Annotated in this window: 16 protein-coding genes; 1 reads left to right on the top strand and 15 read right to left on the bottom strand. The window is 61.2% G+C overall.

The genetic code is table 11. The annotated features are described in order from the left end of the window. Positions 1-14: 14 nt before the first annotated feature. The 13 genes from AS026_RS20135 to AS026_RS20075 all read right to left on the bottom strand — a co-directional run bounded on the left by AS026_RS20135 (position 15) and on the right by AS026_RS20075 (position 10089). Positions 15-1166, bottom strand: a complete 1152-nt coding sequence (locus AS026_RS20135) for a hemolysin family protein (protein WP_062371326.1) — start codon at positions 1164-1166, stop codon at positions 15-17. Continuing rightward, the gene (gene ybeY / locus AS026_RS20130) at positions 1163-1678 is read right to left on the bottom strand and encodes an rRNA maturation RNase YbeY (protein ID WP_018855113.1); all 516 of its coding nucleotides are present in this window, start codon (positions 1676-1678) and stop codon (positions 1163-1165) included. Before ybeY ends, AS026_RS20135 begins: the two co-directional genes overlap by 4 nt. Next, positions 1678-2727 (bottom strand): PhoH family protein, encoded by a 1050-nt coding sequence (locus AS026_RS20125; RefSeq protein WP_025658708.1) that lies wholly within the window; start codon positions 2725-2727, stop codon positions 1678-1680. The genes ybeY and AS026_RS20125 overlap by 1 nt, the downstream gene beginning before the upstream one ends. A 19-nt stretch (positions 2728-2746) precedes the next feature. Then, positions 2747-4156, bottom strand: a complete 1410-nt coding sequence (miaB, locus tag AS026_RS20120; protein ID WP_062371324.1) for a tRNA (N6-isopentenyl adenosine(37)-C2)-methylthiotransferase MiaB — start codon at positions 4154-4156, stop codon at positions 2747-2749. A gap of 48 nt (positions 4157-4204) precedes the next feature. Continuing rightward, positions 4205-5002, bottom strand: a complete 798-nt coding sequence (olsA, locus tag AS026_RS20115; protein ID WP_062371323.1) for a lyso-ornithine lipid O-acyltransferase — start codon at positions 5000-5002, stop codon at positions 4205-4207. Between the two features lie 29 nt (positions 5003-5031). After that, positions 5032-5460 carry a Fur family transcriptional regulator gene (locus AS026_RS20110; protein WP_007789354.1) on the bottom strand — a complete coding sequence of 143 codons (429 nt, stop codon included), beginning with the start codon at positions 5458-5460 and terminating at the stop codon, positions 5032-5034. 37 nt (positions 5461-5497) lie between these two features. Continuing rightward, positions 5498-5998: a GNAT family N-acetyltransferase gene (locus AS026_RS20105; RefSeq protein ID WP_018855109.1), complete on the bottom strand. Its 501-nt coding sequence runs from the start codon at positions 5996-5998 to the stop codon at positions 5498-5500. Then, entirely contained in the window at positions 5995-6654 is a 660-nt protein-coding gene (tsaB, locus tag AS026_RS20100; protein ID WP_062371321.1) for a tRNA (adenosine(37)-N6)-threonylcarbamoyltransferase complex dimerization subunit type 1 TsaB, read from the bottom strand. The genes AS026_RS20105 and tsaB overlap by 4 nt, the downstream gene beginning before the upstream one ends. A 102-nt stretch (positions 6655-6756) precedes the next feature. Then, the gene (locus AS026_RS20095) at positions 6757-7323 is read right to left on the bottom strand and encodes a NifU family protein (protein ID WP_025658713.1); all 567 of its coding nucleotides are present in this window, start codon (positions 7321-7323) and stop codon (positions 6757-6759) included. A gap of 110 nt (positions 7324-7433) precedes the next feature. Beyond that, on the bottom strand, positions 7434-7925 hold the full coding sequence (locus AS026_RS20090) for a universal stress protein (RefSeq protein ID WP_007789346.1): 492 nt from the start codon (positions 7923-7925) through the stop codon (positions 7434-7436). Between the two features lie 82 nt (positions 7926-8007). Beyond that, on the bottom strand, positions 8008-8433 hold the full coding sequence (locus AS026_RS20085) for a cupin domain-containing protein (RefSeq protein ID WP_018855105.1): 426 nt from the start codon (positions 8431-8433) through the stop codon (positions 8008-8010). Between the two features lie 101 nt (positions 8434-8534). After that, complete coding sequence (gene trpS / locus AS026_RS20080) at positions 8535-9599, bottom strand: tryptophan--tRNA ligase (RefSeq protein ID WP_025658714.1); 1065 nt, start codon at positions 9597-9599, stop codon at positions 8535-8537. A gap of 97 nt (positions 9600-9696) precedes the next feature. After that, positions 9697-10089, bottom strand: a complete 393-nt coding sequence (locus AS026_RS20075; protein ID WP_062371319.1) for a VOC family protein — start codon at positions 10087-10089, stop codon at positions 9697-9699. Between the two features lie 401 nt (positions 10090-10490). Between AS026_RS20075 and AS026_RS20070 the strand changes: the two genes are divergently transcribed. Continuing rightward, entirely contained in the window at positions 10491-10916 is a 426-nt protein-coding gene (locus AS026_RS20070) for a YcbK family protein (protein WP_062371311.1), read from the top strand. Positions 10917-10919: 3 nt separating this feature from the next. Here AS026_RS20070 and murJ read toward each other — a convergent pair whose 3' ends face one another. Both murJ and AS026_RS20060 read right to left on the bottom strand, forming a co-directional pair. Further along, the gene (murJ, locus tag AS026_RS20065) at positions 10920-12500 is read right to left on the bottom strand and encodes a murein biosynthesis integral membrane protein MurJ (RefSeq protein ID WP_062371309.1); all 1581 of its coding nucleotides are present in this window, start codon (positions 12498-12500) and stop codon (positions 10920-10922) included. Positions 12501-12510: 10 nt separating this feature from the next. Beyond that, positions 12511-15420, bottom strand: a complete 2910-nt coding sequence (locus AS026_RS20060; RefSeq protein WP_062371307.1) for a [protein-PII] uridylyltransferase — start codon at positions 15418-15420, stop codon at positions 12511-12513. Positions 15421-15422: the final 2 nt, after the last annotated feature.

Raw genomic sequence — 15422 nt, 5'->3', positions numbered from 1 at the left:
CGTGCGTTGCGGCATCAGGTCGACGTGGAGGCGTCGGTTTGCCTCTCCTCGCCGTGATCCGAACCGGGCGTGCTGTCGCCGTCGATCTTGACGCGGCGACGGATGGCCTGACGCTTGCGGGTGATCCTCACGCGCTTGATCCGGCGCGGATCGGCGTCGAGGATATGGAACTCGAAACCGGGCAGAGCCTGCACGACCTCGCCACGCACCGGAATACGCCCGAGCTCGGAGAAGATCAGGCCGCCCAGCGTGTCGACTTCGTCGACCTGTTCGGTGATGTCGAAGTCCGGCCCGATCGCCTCGGCGATCTCCTCCAGTTCGACACGGGCATCCGCGACGAAGACGTCTTCGGAGACGCGCTTGAACATGACTTCATCGTCGTCGTGCTCGTCATCGATGTCACCGACGACCATCTCAACGATGTCCTCGTGCGAGGCCAATCCATCGGTGCCGCCGTATTCGTCGATGACCAGCGCCATCTGAGTGCGGTTGACCTGCATGCGGCGAAGGAGGTCCGACGCAAGCATCGACGGCGGAACGAACAGGATCTTGCGGATGATCCCGGCCTCCGACAGCGTCTTCTGTAGGTCGACGCGGCTGAGGTCGAAATTCGGCTTCGCAGCGCGTGTAGGCTTCTGCAAGTGTTCGGGTGAAACCTCGACCAGTGCCTCTGTCGACTTGACTGTCTTGGTGCTGCCCCGGCGCTTGTTGCGCGCCTGCTTGGCGACGTAAGACAGGAGATCGCGGATATGCACCATGCCGCGCGGATCATCGAGCGTATCCGCATAAACAGGCATGCGCGAACGGCCAGATTCCTCGAACAAGATCATCAGTTCGCCGATCGTGATGTTCTGATCGACGGCTTCGATATCGGCCCGCGGCACCATCACGTCAGCAACGCGCACTTCCTGGAAGCGAAGGATGTTGTGCAGCATTGCCCGTTCATCGGGCGAAAAGACGTCACCGTCGGCAGCGTCGGTCAGCAGCGCATCGGCGATGTCCTCGCGAAGGCGCGAGCCCTGCTGTGGTCTCAAGATACGCGCGGCGCGCGTCCAGAAGGATTGGGGTCGTCCAGACTGCCTACTACTACTGCCACCCTCGTCAGAAGAGGAGGATTGGTCGGCGTCCTTGGCCTCCGCGGCCGGTCTCGTCGTAAAGTCGCTCATGGTTCCATTTTAAGGTCTTGACCCTCGTATGGGTCAGATAGGCCGAGTACCGCCAAAATGCGAGTCTCGAGCCCCTCCATTATCTCGGCTTCAGCGTCATTATTATGATCGTAGCCGAAGAGATGCAAGAAACCATGCACCATCAAGTGGGTCAGGTGGTCGTCAAAGCTCTTTTCGAGCTCGACTGCCTCCCGCTCAACGGTCTCTCTTGCGATAATGATGTCGCCCAACATCGGTCCCGGCACGTTGCCCGGCTTGACCGGGAAGGCCGGAAAGGAAAGCACATTGGTCGGCTTGTCCTTGCCGCGCCACTCGGCATTGATGTCCTGGATCGAGGCATCATCCGTGAAAACAAGCGAAACCTCGGGCACCATCTTCGGAAAGGGCTGCTTGACCGTTTCACGCAGATAGGTGGCGGCTGTTTCCAGCACCCGATCCGCCAATGCATGCAACGCATCCTCGGAGGGCCAGTCGCCCTCTTCGATGCTGATCTGAATGTCGAGTTCGGCCATCAATCCTGCCGGCTGGCTTCCTCTGCTTCCGCGATATAGGTCGAGTCGTAGGCCTTGACGATGCGGCCGACTAGCGGATGACGTACGACATCCGTATCCCGGAAGCGGACGATCGAAATGCCTTCGACGCCATTCAGCAGTTGAAGGGCCTCCACCAGTCCGGATTTGACACCACGCGGCAGGTCGATTTGGCTCGGGTCGCCGGTGACGATCATGCGGGAATTCTCGCCAAGACGCGTCAGGAACATCTTCATCTGCATCGAGGTCGTGTTCTGCGCTTCGTCGAGAATGACGGCGGCGTTTGCGAGCGTCCGACCGCGCATGAAGGCGAGCGGAGCGATTTCGATAACACCGGCCGTGATTGCCCGATCGACCTTGTCGGCGGGCATCATGTCGTAGAGCGCGTCATAGAGCGGGCGGAGATAGGGATCGACCTTTTCCTTCATGTCGCCGGGCAGGAAGCCGAGCCGCTCGCCGGCTTCCACGGCCGGGCGGGAAAGAATGATCTTCTCGACAAGACCCCGTTCGAGGAGCTGGGCCGCATGAGCGACGGCGAGATAGGTCTTGCCGGTACCCGCCGGACCGACGCCGAAAACCAGTTCGGCCCGTTCCAGAGCGCGCACGTAGGCGTCCTGGGTCGGCGTTCGCGCGACGATAGTCTTCTTGCGGGTCGAAATCTGCGCCATGGTGAGCTTGGCTTTGCGCTCCATCGTCGGCAGGCTCAGTTGATCGTCTGCGGCGACCGCCATGCGGATCGCGCCTTCAACGTCGGATCGCTCCACGCTGCCGCCTTTCTGGAGTTTCTCATAGAGGTAATCGAGTGTACGCCGCGCCTGGTTGGTGGCGACAATGTCTCCCGAGATAACGACGGAATTGCCGCGCGCTCGAGCGTCGATGTGGAGACGCTCTTCAAGCAGCTTGAGGTTCTGGTCAAACTGACCGAACAACTCACTGGCGAACCGATTGTTCTCGAACGTCAGAATAAAGTGATTGGCGTCGCTCGCAATGCGTGGGTGGCGCGGTGAAGAAACCAATTCTTGTCCGTTCAAGCGGTCGAGCTCCTAGGGTTTAGACCTCAGCCTCTGCTATCTCGGCAAACAGGCTGTTGGTTCCGGTTCCGGTGATTCGCACGTTAATAATGTCACCGATTTGCAATGCTTTTGCATCAACATTCACGGACTGAAGCCACGGAGAACGGCCGATAAGCTGTCCTGGCATGCGACCGGGCTTTTCGAGCAACAGTTCGATCGTTTTCCCGACACAGGATTCGGCAAATTCCTGCTGTTGCTTCAGAAGAAGCACCTGCAGGCGTTCTAGCCGTTCTGCCTTGATCTCTTCCGGCACCTGGTCCTTCAGTTCCGCACCGGGCGTGCCCGGCCGTGTCGAGTACTTGAAGGAGAAGGCCTGCGCATAGCGCACCTCCTCCACGAGACGGAGTGTATCTTCAAAATCCTGCTCTGTCTCCCCCGGAAAACCGACGATGAAGTCTCCGGAAAGGGCAATGTCTGGGCGAGCGGCGCGGATGCGCTCGACGAGGGTCAGGTATTCGGCGGCCGTATGGCGCCGGTTCATCGCCTTCAGGATGCGGTCGGAGCCGGCCTGCACCGGCAGATGCAGGTAGGGCATCAGCGCGCGCAGGTCCCGATGCGCCTCGATTAGGCGATCGTCCATGTCACGAGGATGGCTGGTGGTGTAGCGCAGACGTGCAAGTCCGGGGATCTCGGCCAGCCGGTAGAGCAGGTCTCCGAGCGTCCATTCCTGACCATTCGGGCCGACACCATGCCAGGCGTTGACGTTCTGGCCGAGCAGCGTGATTTCGCGCACGCCGCCTTCCACGAGCTTCTGTGCTTCCTCGACGATCTGGCTGACAGGCCGAGATACTTCCGAACCGCGCGTATAGGGCACGACACAGAAGGTGCAGAACTTGTCGCATCCTTCCTGAACCGTCAGGAAGGAGGTTACGCCGCGAGAGCGTATTTTCTTGCTCTCGGCGATCGGCAGATGCTCGAACTTGTCTTCGAGGGCATATTCCGTGTCGACGATCCGCTGCCCTTCCTTCGCCTTGCGCAGCGCTTCCGGCAGGCGGTGATAGGTCTGCGGACCGATGACGACGTCGACGGCGGGCGCCCGGCGCAGGATTTCCTCGCCTTCCGCCTGTGCCACGCAACCGGCGACGCCGATCATGAACTCCCGGCCTTCCTTGTTGCGCTCCTTTTTCATGTCGCGCAGGCGGCCGAGCGCCGAGTAGACCTTTTCGGCAGCCTTTTCGCGGATATGACAGGTATTCAGCAGAACAAGGTCTGCCTCTTCCAAGACTTCCGTCGACTCGTATCCGTCACGCGCGAGGGCATCGCTCATGCGTGTCGAGTCATAGACGTTCATCTGGCAGCCATAGGTCTTGATGAACACCTTGCGGCTGTTGCTGCCATCACGGAGATCGGTCTCCGGGGCATGAAGTAGGGCACTGTCCTGGGTCATGGGCGGCTATTTAGTGGTTTTTCATGCGCGAGAAAAGGAAATCTTGCCTCAGGCCGCTTTGCGACCGCGCAATGCTGCGCCAAGCATCGTGCGGATGCGACGAGCGATGGTCGTGCTGACTTCCTTGCGGTTGCTGTTCGCACGATATTCGACGGCTTCGCCGAAACAGACTTCCACCTCAAAGGCGCCGCATCGCAGCATGTCTTTCAGATGCGGGAACATCTGCACATCGCCCGGCCACGAGGCAAGCGGGCGATGATAGCGCCCCATCGGCAGACCGTGGACGCCGGTATAGGCCACCGCGACCGGTTGGACGACGACGGCTCCGGTCGGCGAAGCGGGAACCGCCATGGCGGCGGCACCAAACAGCGACGATTTGACCTCCAGAAGCCGGTTTCCATCCGACGTCGTGCCCTCCGGAAACAGGACGACGATCTCGCCATCCGCCATTCGGGTCGCTATCTCGTTCGCCTGATGACCGGTCTTGCGCTTTTCCTCGCGCACGACGAAGACGCTCTTCTGCAGCTTCGCCAGCGTGCCGAAAATCGGCCAGTCGCGCACCTCGATCTTGGCGATGAAGGCAACGTCGGCAACCGCGGAGAGCACCATGATGTCCATCCACGACGAATGATTGGCGCACAGCATCAACGGCCTGTGCGTTTCCATCTTCCCATGGACGCGAATCCGGATGCCGAGACAGAAACAGACGATGCGATGCCAGACGCGGGGCAGCCAGCGCCGCAGCTTCCAGTCGAAGCGGAGCGCCAAAAGCTGCCAGGGCATGAGCAGGAGACTGGCGACGAAAATGACGATACCCGCAAAGGCGACGCGCAGCCAGGCGATCAAGACGAAGACTCCATGGCTGCGATCATGTCTCAGCGCTCGTCCGGCTTGAGCGGGATGCCGTAAAGTTCCAGCCGGTGGTCGACCAGCTTGAAGCCGTGCTCGCGGGCGATGCGCTCCTGCAATGCCTCGATCTCGGGCGAGTGAAACTCAATCACCACACCCGACTTGAGGTCGATGAGATGGTCGTGGTGCTCTTCCGGCACCGTCTCATAACGCGAGCGGCCGTCTCGGAAGTCATGACGCTCGATAATGCCGGCGTCTTCGAACAGCTTCACGGTGCGGTAGACTGTCGAGATCGAAATCTTCGCATCGACCTTCACCGAGCGGCGATAAAGTTCTTCCACGTCGGGGTGGTCGGCGGATTCTTCGAGTATGCGTGCGATTACACGGCGCTGCTCGGTCATGCGCATGCCGCGTTCAGCGCAAAGCTCCTCGAGGGTCTTGGCGACGTCAGTCATGGGCTGCCTTCCGATAGTCAACGTTCAAGCAACGGAACTAGCGAAGAACGCGCTTCATGACAAGCGCTGTGGAAACCGCGCCCTTGGCATCCTTGTAGTATCCCCGGCGTTCGCCGACCTTCTCGAAGCCGAGCTTGCCGTAGAGCCCGAGTGCGGCCGCATTGCCGTCGTCGACCTCGAGAAAGATGCTCTCGCCACCGCGCAGTTTCGCTTCGCGCATGGCAGCCTGCATCAGCCGCCAGCCGAGGCCGGCGCGCGCGACCTTTGTCTGCACGGCGATCGTCAGGATTTCCGCTTCGCCGGCGACTTGGCGCGCCAGCACGAAGCCCGGCAACGGCTTCTTGAGGAATGCATTGGTTTGGCGGGCCACGAATCCGAAGACGGTATCCTGGCTGAGCAGGCTGTAGAATTCGCCATCGCCCCACGGGCGGGCGAAACGCTCGCCGTGCAGCGCGGCGACCGCGCGGCAATCATCGGCATCCATCGCGACGATTTCAAATTCCGGCTTCAAGGTCAAATAGGATTCCAACATCGTCATACTCGCGCAATTGCGAATCCGGCCTGCGGCTTGGCATCGGGTCCGCGCAGATAAAGAGGTTTAGGCTTTCCAGCAGACGGATCAGCGGCGGCACCGAGGCGCGCCACCAAAGAAATCGGGAAATGGTTGGCATGGTCGCCGGTCGCGTCCGGCTTCAGGAGGGGCGTGGCCGAACCGGTTATTTCGCCATCGAATGCCGCAGCAACCGTCTGCGCTTCCTCGACAGTCACGGCGCGCGCTTCGTCGAGCGGTTCGCCATCGGCATTGAAGGCCTGCAAGTAGATCTCGTTTCGCTTGGCATCCATGGCTGTCAGCACCGGGCGCCCGAGCGTCTTTTGCCGCTGCGCTTCAGCCATCACCGCAAGCGTGGTGATGCCGACGGCCGGAACGCCGAGCGACAGCGCAAAGCCGCGGGCAGCGGCGACGCCGACGCGAATGCCCGTGAAGGAGCCAGGACCGATGGTGACGGCAATACGATCGACGGCCGAAAGCGCCAGGCCCGCCTGATCCATCACGCGGTCGACGATCCCCATCAGATGCTCAGCATGCCCCTTGCCGATCATGTCCGATGCCTCCCCCAGCATCGTATTCCTGCCGCTGTCATAGAGAGCGGCAGCGCAATCCACACCTGCGGTGTCGAGCGCCAGTATGATCATGGCATCAATTTCCGAATAAAGCGTTCCTCAGCGTCCATACAATCACCCTGCCGCGCTTGCAATTGCTGCGCCAGGACGAATGCCGGAACAGGGGCGTCGCCGTCAGGCGGCGACGACTTCCTCGACTTCCGGAACGAAATGGCGAAGCAGGTTCTGCACGCCATGCTTCAGCGTCGCCGTCGAGGACGGGCAGCCGGAGCAAGAGCCCTTCATGTTGAGATAAACCTTGCCGTCCTTGAAGCCGCGGAAGGTGATGTCGCCACCATCCTGTGCAACGGCCGGCCGCACGCGTGTGTCCAGCAGCTCCTTGATCGTCAGCACGATCGACTCGTCGGCTTCGTCGAAGAATTCGCCGCCGGCATCGAGATCTTCGGAAAGAATCGATGCATCGCCCATGACAGGCTTGCCCGACATGAAGTGTTCCATGATCGAGCCAAGGATCGCCGGCTTCAGGTGCTGCCACTCGGCATTGTCCTTGGAGACGGAGATGAAGTCATAACCGAAGTAGACGCCGGTCACGCCCGGGATTTCGAACAGACGAGCCGCGAGCGGCGATGCCTGGGCCTCGTCGGGGCTCCGAAACTCGGCAGTCCCGTTTTCCATCACGACCCGACCCGGCAGGAACTTCTGCGTGGCGGGATTCGGTGTGGCTTCGGTCTGAATAAACATGTCGCTCTCCGTGCGGCGGGCAGTGGCCCAGGCCGTCTTTAGAATTCTTCAAAAAAGAAAATAAGCCGATTGGCAACTCTATTCAAGAGACTGGCACTCAAGAAATGGCTTTATGCGAGGGCATCCAGCTCCTCGTCGGTCAATGTATCCGGCAGGACCGTGACGGGGATCGGAAATGTCGCGCCACGCCCGGCGATCGACGACACCAGCGGCCCCGGTCCCTCCTTTGCCGAGCTTGCGGCCAGCACCAGGATGGCGATATCACGGTCTTCTTCGATGACGGCGTTGATCTGTTCCGTGGCGCTTCCCTCGCGGATGACGATCTCAGGGTCGATGCCGATCGTTTCGCGAACCACATGCGCCGCCTTGGCGACCACTGCTTCCGCTTCCTCGCGCGCCTCGGCGCGCATGATTTCCTCCACACCCAGCCACTGCTGGAAGTCGCCCTCCGGAATCACGTACATCAGCACAAGGCCGCCATTCGAGTTCTTGGCGCGCCGACCGGCGTAGTGGACGGCGCGGGAGCATTCGGGCGTATCGTCAATGACCGCCATGAATTTGCGGCGATGACCTTCGAGCCGGGAGAGTCGTTTTGATACCATGGGCCGGACTCTGACACCTGAACCTGAAGATTTGCAAGCCCTCGTTTGGTCGCCTTCGAAGGATCGCCTGCGTGCTGTGTAGTCAGGCCGGAACCAGTCCGTAGAGACGCATGATCGCCTTCACGTGTTCGATGTCAGGCTTGCCCTGAACATTGATGGCCGATGCCATCTCCTCGAAATAGCGCCTGCCGATCAGGCCGGGCGTCATGGTGATCAACGCCTTGGCGGTTTCGCCATGCAGGTTCTCGTGGGTGTGGACGTAACCGCGCGGAATGAACAGGGTTTCCCCTGCTGCGATCTCGTGTTTGCGCCCGTCCAGCGTCGTCGACATCGTGCCGGACAATCCGTAGATCACTTCGTCGACGTCGCGGTGGTAATGGGGGGCGGGGACGCGTGCCTGGGGCGGGACCGTGAATTCGAACATCACGAGACCGCCGGCACTCTGATCCTCGTCGATCAGAAACCGGATCTCCATCGTGCCGATCTGGATGAGGTTGCGATCTCGCATCGAAGCCTCCTGACGGTCGTTTCAACAGACTACGCCGCAGGTCTGGCTTCGACAAGCCCGGGGCGGCAAAGGTCGCCCCGGGTAAGCTCTTGAGGCCTATCTCAGTACAGGAAGCCGACGATGTCGCGCACTTGCTTCATCGTCACCTCGGCGCGGGCCCGAGCCCGTTCACTGCCGTTGCGCAGGGTCGCGTCGATGTGACTGGTGTCCGACATCAGGCGGCGCATCTCGGCGGTGATCGGCGAGAGCACATTGACGGCGAGATCGACGAGCGCCGGCTTGAAGACCGAGAACTGCTGCCCGCCGAATTCGGCAAGCACGTCAGCTTTCGACCTGTCAGCGAGCGCCGCGTAGATGCCGACAAGGTTGTCCGCTTCCGGGCGACCCTTGAGACCGTCGACTTCACTGGGCAAGCCGTCCGGATCGGTCTTGGCCTTGCGGATCTTCTTCGAGATCGCCTCCTCGTCGTCCATTAGGTTGATGCGCGAAAGATCTGATGGATCCGACTTCGACATCTTCTTGGTACCGTCGCGAAGCGACATGACACGCGGCGCCGGGCCATCGATCAGCGGCTCGACCATCGGGAAATAGGCATGCACCGGCTCGTTGCCGACGGTGATGTCGATGCCATAGTCCGTCTTGCGGATATGCTCCGCGTAGTCGAGGTTGAACTTCATGGCGATGTCGCGGGCGAGTTCAAGGTGCTGCTTCTGGTCGTCGCCGACGGGGACATGCGTCCCGCGATAGACGAGGATGTCGGCAGCCATCAGGCTCGGATAGGCGTAGAGACCGAGCGAGGCCTGCTCGCGGTCCTTGCCGGCCTTGTCCTTGAACTGCGTCATGCGGTTCATCCAACCGATGCGCGCGACGCAATTGAAGATCCATGCGAGTTCTGCATGCTGCGGCACGGCCGACTGGTTGAAGACGATGTGCTTTTCCGGATCGATGCCGGAGGCGATGAAGGCGGCGGCGATCGAGCGGATCTGGTTCGGCATATCCTCATGGACGAGCTGCGCCGTCAGCGCGTGCATATCCACGACACAGTAGATGCAGTCGTTGCCTTCCTGCAGTGCCACGAACTTGCGGATCGCGCCGAGATAGTTGCCGAGATGGAGGTTGCCGGTCGGCTGGACGCCGGAAAAAACGACTTTCTTGAATTCGTTCATTATGTCCTCGATTAGGCTGGTGGAGGGCCCCAGGGTCTGTAACCCATGTTGCTAACGGGCGCGCTTATGCACGCGCGCGCTCCCGCAATCAAGGGGTTCAGCCTGCGGCGTGTTCGATCAGATCGAAGGTGTTGCCATAAGGATCCGCAAACACGGCGACGGTCCCGTAGCTTTCATGCCGCGGCGCCTCGAGAAACTGCACGCCCTTGGCCAGCATCGACTCATGGTCGCCTGCGAAATCGTCGGTCTTGAGAAAGAAGCCGACACGCCCGCCCGTCTGGTTGCCCATTGCCGCCATCTGCCGATCGTTGGCCGCCTGCGCGAGCAGAAAGGCTGCGTCGCTGCCCTTCGGTCTGACGACGACCCAGCGCTTGCCATCCGGCTGGACGTCATCCTGGAGGCAATCGAAGCCGAGCGCGCCGCAGTAGAAGTCCTTGGCGCGATCGTAGTCGTCGACGACGAGCGTTACGAGGAAGAGCGATTGGGACATTGCAGGCTCCGATTTGTCGTGTCGTGTTGTTGCCGGTTGCGGGGGCTCGGTCAAGGATCATGCTCCTCGCGCCGACGGGAGCGCCTTCGCGACCGTGAGGTCTAGCAAGCGTTTGAACACTCATTGCACCCGGCGGGGATTCGCGGTGGTATTTGCACGAGAAACGCTATGAATGGGAGTTTGGCGATGAATTGCTTGCTGTGAATATGTCAAGAAAATTTGCGCAGCTTGGAAATTTATACCACCTCTGAGGTAGAGCTAATTCATCAATTGGCCGTAAATTGTGTTACGGTTCCGTAACGGTAGGTAAAGAATTTCACAAAAAGGCCATTTTTGGGGTGAGCGTTCCATTCGCCAAAAACTGCGCCAGCGATGCCGGCGCATTTCGAGGGGAGGGAACCATGCATTCGGCATTTTCCATCGCACTCGCCGGCCTGTTCAGTCTGTCGTGTTTCGACAGTGCCGACGCCCAGAACGTCAGAAGAGTTGCAATACCGCCGCTCAAGCATAAGGAAACGCTTGCCTACTCGCTGCAGACCGTCAGCGTCCAGGCGAACTGCTTCCCGCCGCGGCTACGCGGCGTTCTTGCTTATATCGCCGCCAAGACCGGTCGCCGTCCAATGGTAACCTCGGGGTTCCGGGCGCACGGTCGATCTCATTCCCAGCATCGCTACTGCGCAGCCGCCGATATCCGGATCCCCGGCGTTTCGGAGCGCACCATCATTGCGATCGCTGAATCGGCACCAGGAATCGGCGGGATCGGCCGTTACTGCAACGGCATCGTCCATGTGGACGTGGGCCCCAAACGACGATGGACCTATTGCTGAGCCTCAACCGTCTACCTTTGCAGCCGGCTTGCGATTGAGATTGCGCCGGATCATGCCGAGATTTGCGCCACCGATCAGGAATGCGGTCGCGAAGTAGACAGCCATGGCGATCACGATCAGAAGGCCGAGCGTGCCGACCTTCGTCGTCAGGTGCGCGCTTGAGGCAAGCCACGGCTCCCAGCGGTGCTGCAGGTACATGATCACGCCGCCCATGACGGCCGCCGACACGACGAGCAGCGCCGTGCGCCGCGCCAAGGCCCATTCCCAGGTGAGATGGCGACGACGCAGCAGGGTGGTGAAGAGCAGTACGGTGCTTATCCAGCCTGCCGTCGCTTCCGCGACTGCAATGCCGGGAGCGCCGAGGAACGGGAAGAGTGTCAGCGCCGAGGCGCAATTGACGCCAACGGCGATGGCGGAAAAGCGCATCGGCGTCCTGGTGTCCTCGCGCGCGTAGAATCCCGGCTGCAGCGCCTTGATCAGCACGAAAGCCGGCAGGCCAATGCCGTAGATGGCGAGGATGGAGCCGACGATGGAGGTGTTTTCCTGATGGAAGGCACCGCGCTCATAGAGCACACGGATGATTTCGTCGGAGAGAATCCAGAGCGCGAAGGCAGCGGGGATGGTCAGGAACAGTACGAATTCCATCGACCGGTTCTGCAGGTTTGCGGCCTCGCGCAGATTGCCGCCCTTCAGGGCGCGGGCGAGTTCCGGCAGCAGCACCACGCCGACGGCGACGCCGACGACGCCGAGCGGCAGCTGATAGATACGGTCGGCATACTGGAGGGCTGCAATGGCGCCTTCGCGCGAGGACGCAATCGCCTGGCCGATCATCTGGTTGATCTGGGTAATGCCGCCAGTCACCGCCGCGGGGATCGCGAGGATCAGCAGTCGTTTGACGTTGGGCGTGAAGCGCGGGAAACGCAACCCGATGCTCATGCCGGCGTGGAGCACGCCGAAGTAGACGACGGCGAGCTGCAGGATACCGGCGACGAGCACGCCCCAGGAGAGATACCACGCGGTCTGCAGGGGCTCCGCGCCGATATAGAGCGCATAGAACAGCGCGCCGATCATCACGACGTTGAGGAAAACGGGCGCAATCGCGGCGGCGAAGAAATGATGGAGCGAATTCAGCATGCCGCTCATCATCGCCGTCAGCGACATGCACATGAGGTAGGGGAACATGACCGCCGCCATGCGCACGGTAATGTCGAACTTGTCCGGATCGTTGGTAAAGCCCGGCGCGATGACGAAGCGCACGAGCAGGGGCATGGAGAGCTCCATCACGATGGTGATGAGCAGCAGCACCGAAAACAGCACGCCGAACACTTCTTCCGAAAAGCGCTTGGCACCATCGGTGCCGTTCGCCTCGATCTCCTTGGCAAAGAGCGGCACGAAGGCGGCATTGAAAGCGCCTTCCGCAAAGAGCCGCCGGAAGAGGTTCGGAAAACGGAAGGCGGCATAAAAGACGTCGGCCATCGGACCGGTGCCGAGTGCGGCCGCCATCAGCGTTTCACGGGCGAAGCCGAAGATGCGGCTGCCGAGCGTGGCGCCGCCGACGGTGGCGAATTTTCTAACGAGGCTCATGCGTTTGGGCTCATGCGGGCGAATCCGCCTTCTTTTCTGTTTGCGTCGCGGCGCTGGCCGTAGCAGGCGGCGCGATGATGCCGGAGGGCATGCGCTCGCGCAGCTCGTCCTGTTCCTCGGCCATCACGGCCTTGAGGCGCGCGGTGATATTCGAGCGCTTGCTGTCGCCCGAGATTTTCTGGCCGACGAGATCGGTCACGTAGAAGGTGTCGATGACCTTCTCGCCGAAGGTGGTGATGCGGGCCGACTGAATGTCGAGCGAAAGATCCGAGAGAACCGCTGTGATTTCCGACAGCAGGCCAGGCCGGTCAAGGCATTCGACTTCGATGACCGTGAACTTGTTCGACAGGCTGTTGGAGATGTTGACCGACGGCGGGATGACGAAGGCCTTGCTCTTCTTGCGGTTCTTGGTGCGGGTCGCGATGACCTCGGGCAGCCGCTTGCGGCCGGAAAGCACGTCCTCGATCATCCGCCCGATGGTGCCGGCGCGGCGCAACTCGTCGGCATCGTCCTTGAATTCGCGGCTGACGTGGATCGTATCGAGCGCACGCCCATCCGACGTCGTGAAGATTTGCGCGTCGACGATGTTGGCACCGGCAGCGGCACAGGCACCGGCGATGACGGCCAGGAGGCGTGGATGGTCGGGCGAGAGCACCGTGATCTCGGTGATCGCGTGGAAACTGTCGGTCCGCACCATTGTCGCCAGCGCTTGGCCGGCCTTGTCCGCCTGCCGGATGAAGCCGGCGTGCCGGACCTGATCTTCCAGGGGAACGGAGAGCAGATAGGGCTGGTAGTGCAGCTTGCTGTAGATCTTGCGGTCCTTCTGGCTCCAGTCGGAGAGCGCGTTGTAGAGCGCTTCGGCTGCGAAATTGGCGCGCTCCTTGCGCGAAACCTCCGAGAAGCCGCCGGCAAGCAGCAGTTCCGTTTCATAGTAAAGCGTGCGCAGCAACTGGCCTTTCCAGCCGTTCCAGACACCGGGACCGACGGCGCGGATGTCGCAGATCGTCAGGATCAGCAGCATCTTCAGCCGGTCGAGCGACTGCACCACATCGGCGAAGTCGGTAATCGTCTTGCGGTCCGTAAGGTCGCGCGTCTGCGCGACCATCGACATGACCAGATGCTCCTGGATCAGCCAGACGACCAACTCTGTCTGCTTCTGCGACAGGCCGAAACGGGCGCACAGCTTGCGGGCGACACGGGCGCCGGCAATGGAATGGTCTTCTTGGCGGCCCTTGGCAACGTCGTGCAGCAGCACGGCAAGGTAGAGCGCCTCGCGGTCCTCGATGCCGGGCATCAATTTGTTTGCGAGCGGGTGCAGGTCGTCGGCCTTGCCCTTGTCGATTTCCGACAGGACGTCGACGGTGCGGATCAGATGCTCGTCCACCGTATAATGGTGGTACATGTTGAACTGCATCATCGCGACGATCTTGCCGAATTCGGGAATGAAGCGGCCGAGCACACCGGCCTCGTTCATGCGCCGCAGAATGAGCGCGGGGTCGCCCTTCGAAGTCAGGATCGACATGAAGAGGCGATTGGCCTCATCGTTTTCGCGCAGATCGCTGTCGATGAGGTTGAGCGAGCGCGTCACCCGCTTCAGCGCATCGGGATGGAATTCCAGCCCGTTGATGTCGGCAACATGGAACAGGCGGATGATGTTGACCGGGTCGTGCTTGAAGACATCCGGGCTTGCAAGCGCGATACGACCGCGGTCCTCGACGAACTCCGTGCTGCCGGCGATCTTGCGGCTGCGGTGCGCAAAGCGGCTGATGACACCGGTGAGGCCGGGCGTCGACTTCGCCTGCTGATCCTCGAGCGCCGCGCAGAGGATGCGCGTCAGGTCGCCGACGTCCTTGGCGACGAGGAAGTAGTGCTTCATGAAGCGCTCGACGGCCGAAAGGCCGGGTCGCGAATGATATCCAAGCGCTTCGGCGATCTCGCGTTGAATGTCGAAGGACAGCCGTTCCTCGGCCTTTCCGGTCAGGAAATGCATGTGGCAGCGCACCGCCCAGAGGAAGTCGTCGGCCTTCTCGAAAACGCGATACTCGTGCTTGGAGAGAACGCCGAGTGGCACCAGCTCCGCCGTGTCGCGAACATGGTAGTAGTATTTCGAAATCCAGAAGAGCGTGTGCAGGTCGCGCAGGCCGCCCTTGCCTTCCTTGACGTTCGGCTCGACGAGATAGCGCGTGTCGCCCGCCTTGCGGTGGCGCTCGTCACGCTCGGCAAGCTTGGCGGCGATGAATTCGGGGCCGGTGCCGGTGACGATTTCCTTGTCGAAGCGCGTCTCCAGTTGCGTTTCCAGCGATCGCAGGCCACAGATGTAGCGCATCTCGAGGATCGCAGTGCGGATCGTCATGTCCGACTTCGACAGCGCAATGCACTCTTCCAGGGTGCGCGTAGCATGGCCAACCTTGAAGCCCATGTCCCAGAGGACGTAGAGCATGAATTCGACTGCTTTGTGCGTCTCCTCCGCCGGCTTCGGCTGGAACAGGAACAGAAGGTCGATATCGGAGCCTGGCGCCAGCGTGTCGCGGCCATACCCGCCAACGGCGGTGACGGCGAACTTGTCCTTCTGCTTCGGAAAGACGTGGGTGCAGACGAACTCGTAGAGGACCGTGACGATCTGGTCCTGCAGCCAGGAAATACGGCGGGCACAATTGATGCCGCTGCCATCGGCAGAAAGCAACTCGCGCGCAATTTGTCTACCTTCGCTGCTCGCCTTCTTGAGGATCGCCAGCAGATCGGACCGCATGACGTCGGGCCGCGTCTTGTTGGCCTCGGCCACCGCGTCGCACGTCTTCGAGAGATGATCGGTGTCGAGGATATCGGAGAAATCGATGTCGTTCGTCGTCGCCATGCGCGGGGCGGCTCCCTGTTCGCGTGGCGCAGCCGTGTGCTGCTGCTCCTCTCGTTTCGTCTGCATGC

Source organism: Rhizobium altiplani (genome assembly GCF_001542405.1).
GTDB classification, from domain to species: Bacteria; Pseudomonadota; Alphaproteobacteria; order Rhizobiales; family Rhizobiaceae; genus Rhizobium; species Rhizobium altiplani.
Note: the sequence above shows the minus strand (reverse complement) of the source record. Positions and strands in the feature narration are given on the sequence as shown.

Bases quoted from the DNA above. Each gene is read 5' to 3' on its own strand.
- AS026_RS20135 (WP_062371326.1), bottom strand. From the start codon at position 1,166: ATGAGCGACTTTACGACGAGACCGGCCGCGGAGGCCAAGGACGCCGAC.
- ybeY (WP_018855113.1), bottom strand. From the start codon at position 1,678: ATGGCCGAACTCGACATTCAGATCAGCATCGAAGAGGGCGACTGGCCC.
- miaB (WP_062371324.1), bottom strand. From the start codon at position 4,156: ATGACCCAGGACAGTGCCCTACTTCATGCCCCGGAGACCGATCTCCGT.
- AS026_RS20110 (WP_007789354.1), bottom strand. From the start codon at position 5,460: ATGACTGACGTCGCCAAGACCCTCGAGGAGCTTTGCGCTGAACGCGGC.
- AS026_RS20105 (WP_018855109.1), bottom strand. From the start codon at position 5,998: ATGACGATGTTGGAATCCTATTTGACCTTGAAGCCGGAATTTGAAATC.
- tsaB (WP_062371321.1), bottom strand. From the start codon at position 6,654: ATGATCATACTGGCGCTCGACACCGCAGGTGTGGATTGCGCTGCCGCT.
- AS026_RS20095 (WP_025658713.1), bottom strand. From the start codon at position 7,323: ATGTTTATTCAGACCGAAGCCACACCGAATCCCGCCACGCAGAAGTTC.
- AS026_RS20090 (WP_007789346.1), bottom strand. From the start codon at position 7,925: ATGGTATCAAAACGACTCTCCCGGCTCGAAGGTCATCGCCGCAAATTC.
- AS026_RS20085 (WP_018855105.1), bottom strand. From the start codon at position 8,433: ATGCGAGATCGCAACCTCATCCAGATCGGCACGATGGAGATCCGGTTT.
- trpS (WP_025658714.1), bottom strand. From the start codon at position 9,599: ATGAACGAATTCAAGAAAGTCGTTTTTTCCGGCGTCCAGCCGACCGGC.
- AS026_RS20075 (WP_062371319.1), bottom strand. From the start codon at position 10,089: ATGTCCCAATCGCTCTTCCTCGTAACGCTCGTCGTCGACGACTACGAT.
- AS026_RS20070 (WP_062371311.1), top strand. From the start codon at position 10,491: ATGCATTCGGCATTTTCCATCGCACTCGCCGGCCTGTTCAGTCTGTCG.
- murJ (WP_062371309.1), bottom strand. From the start codon at position 12,500: ATGAGCCTCGTTAGAAAATTCGCCACCGTCGGCGGCGCCACGCTCGGC.
- AS026_RS20060 (WP_062371307.1), bottom strand. From the start codon at position 15,420: ATGCAGACGAAACGAGAGGAGCAGCAGCACACGGCTGCGCCACGCGAA.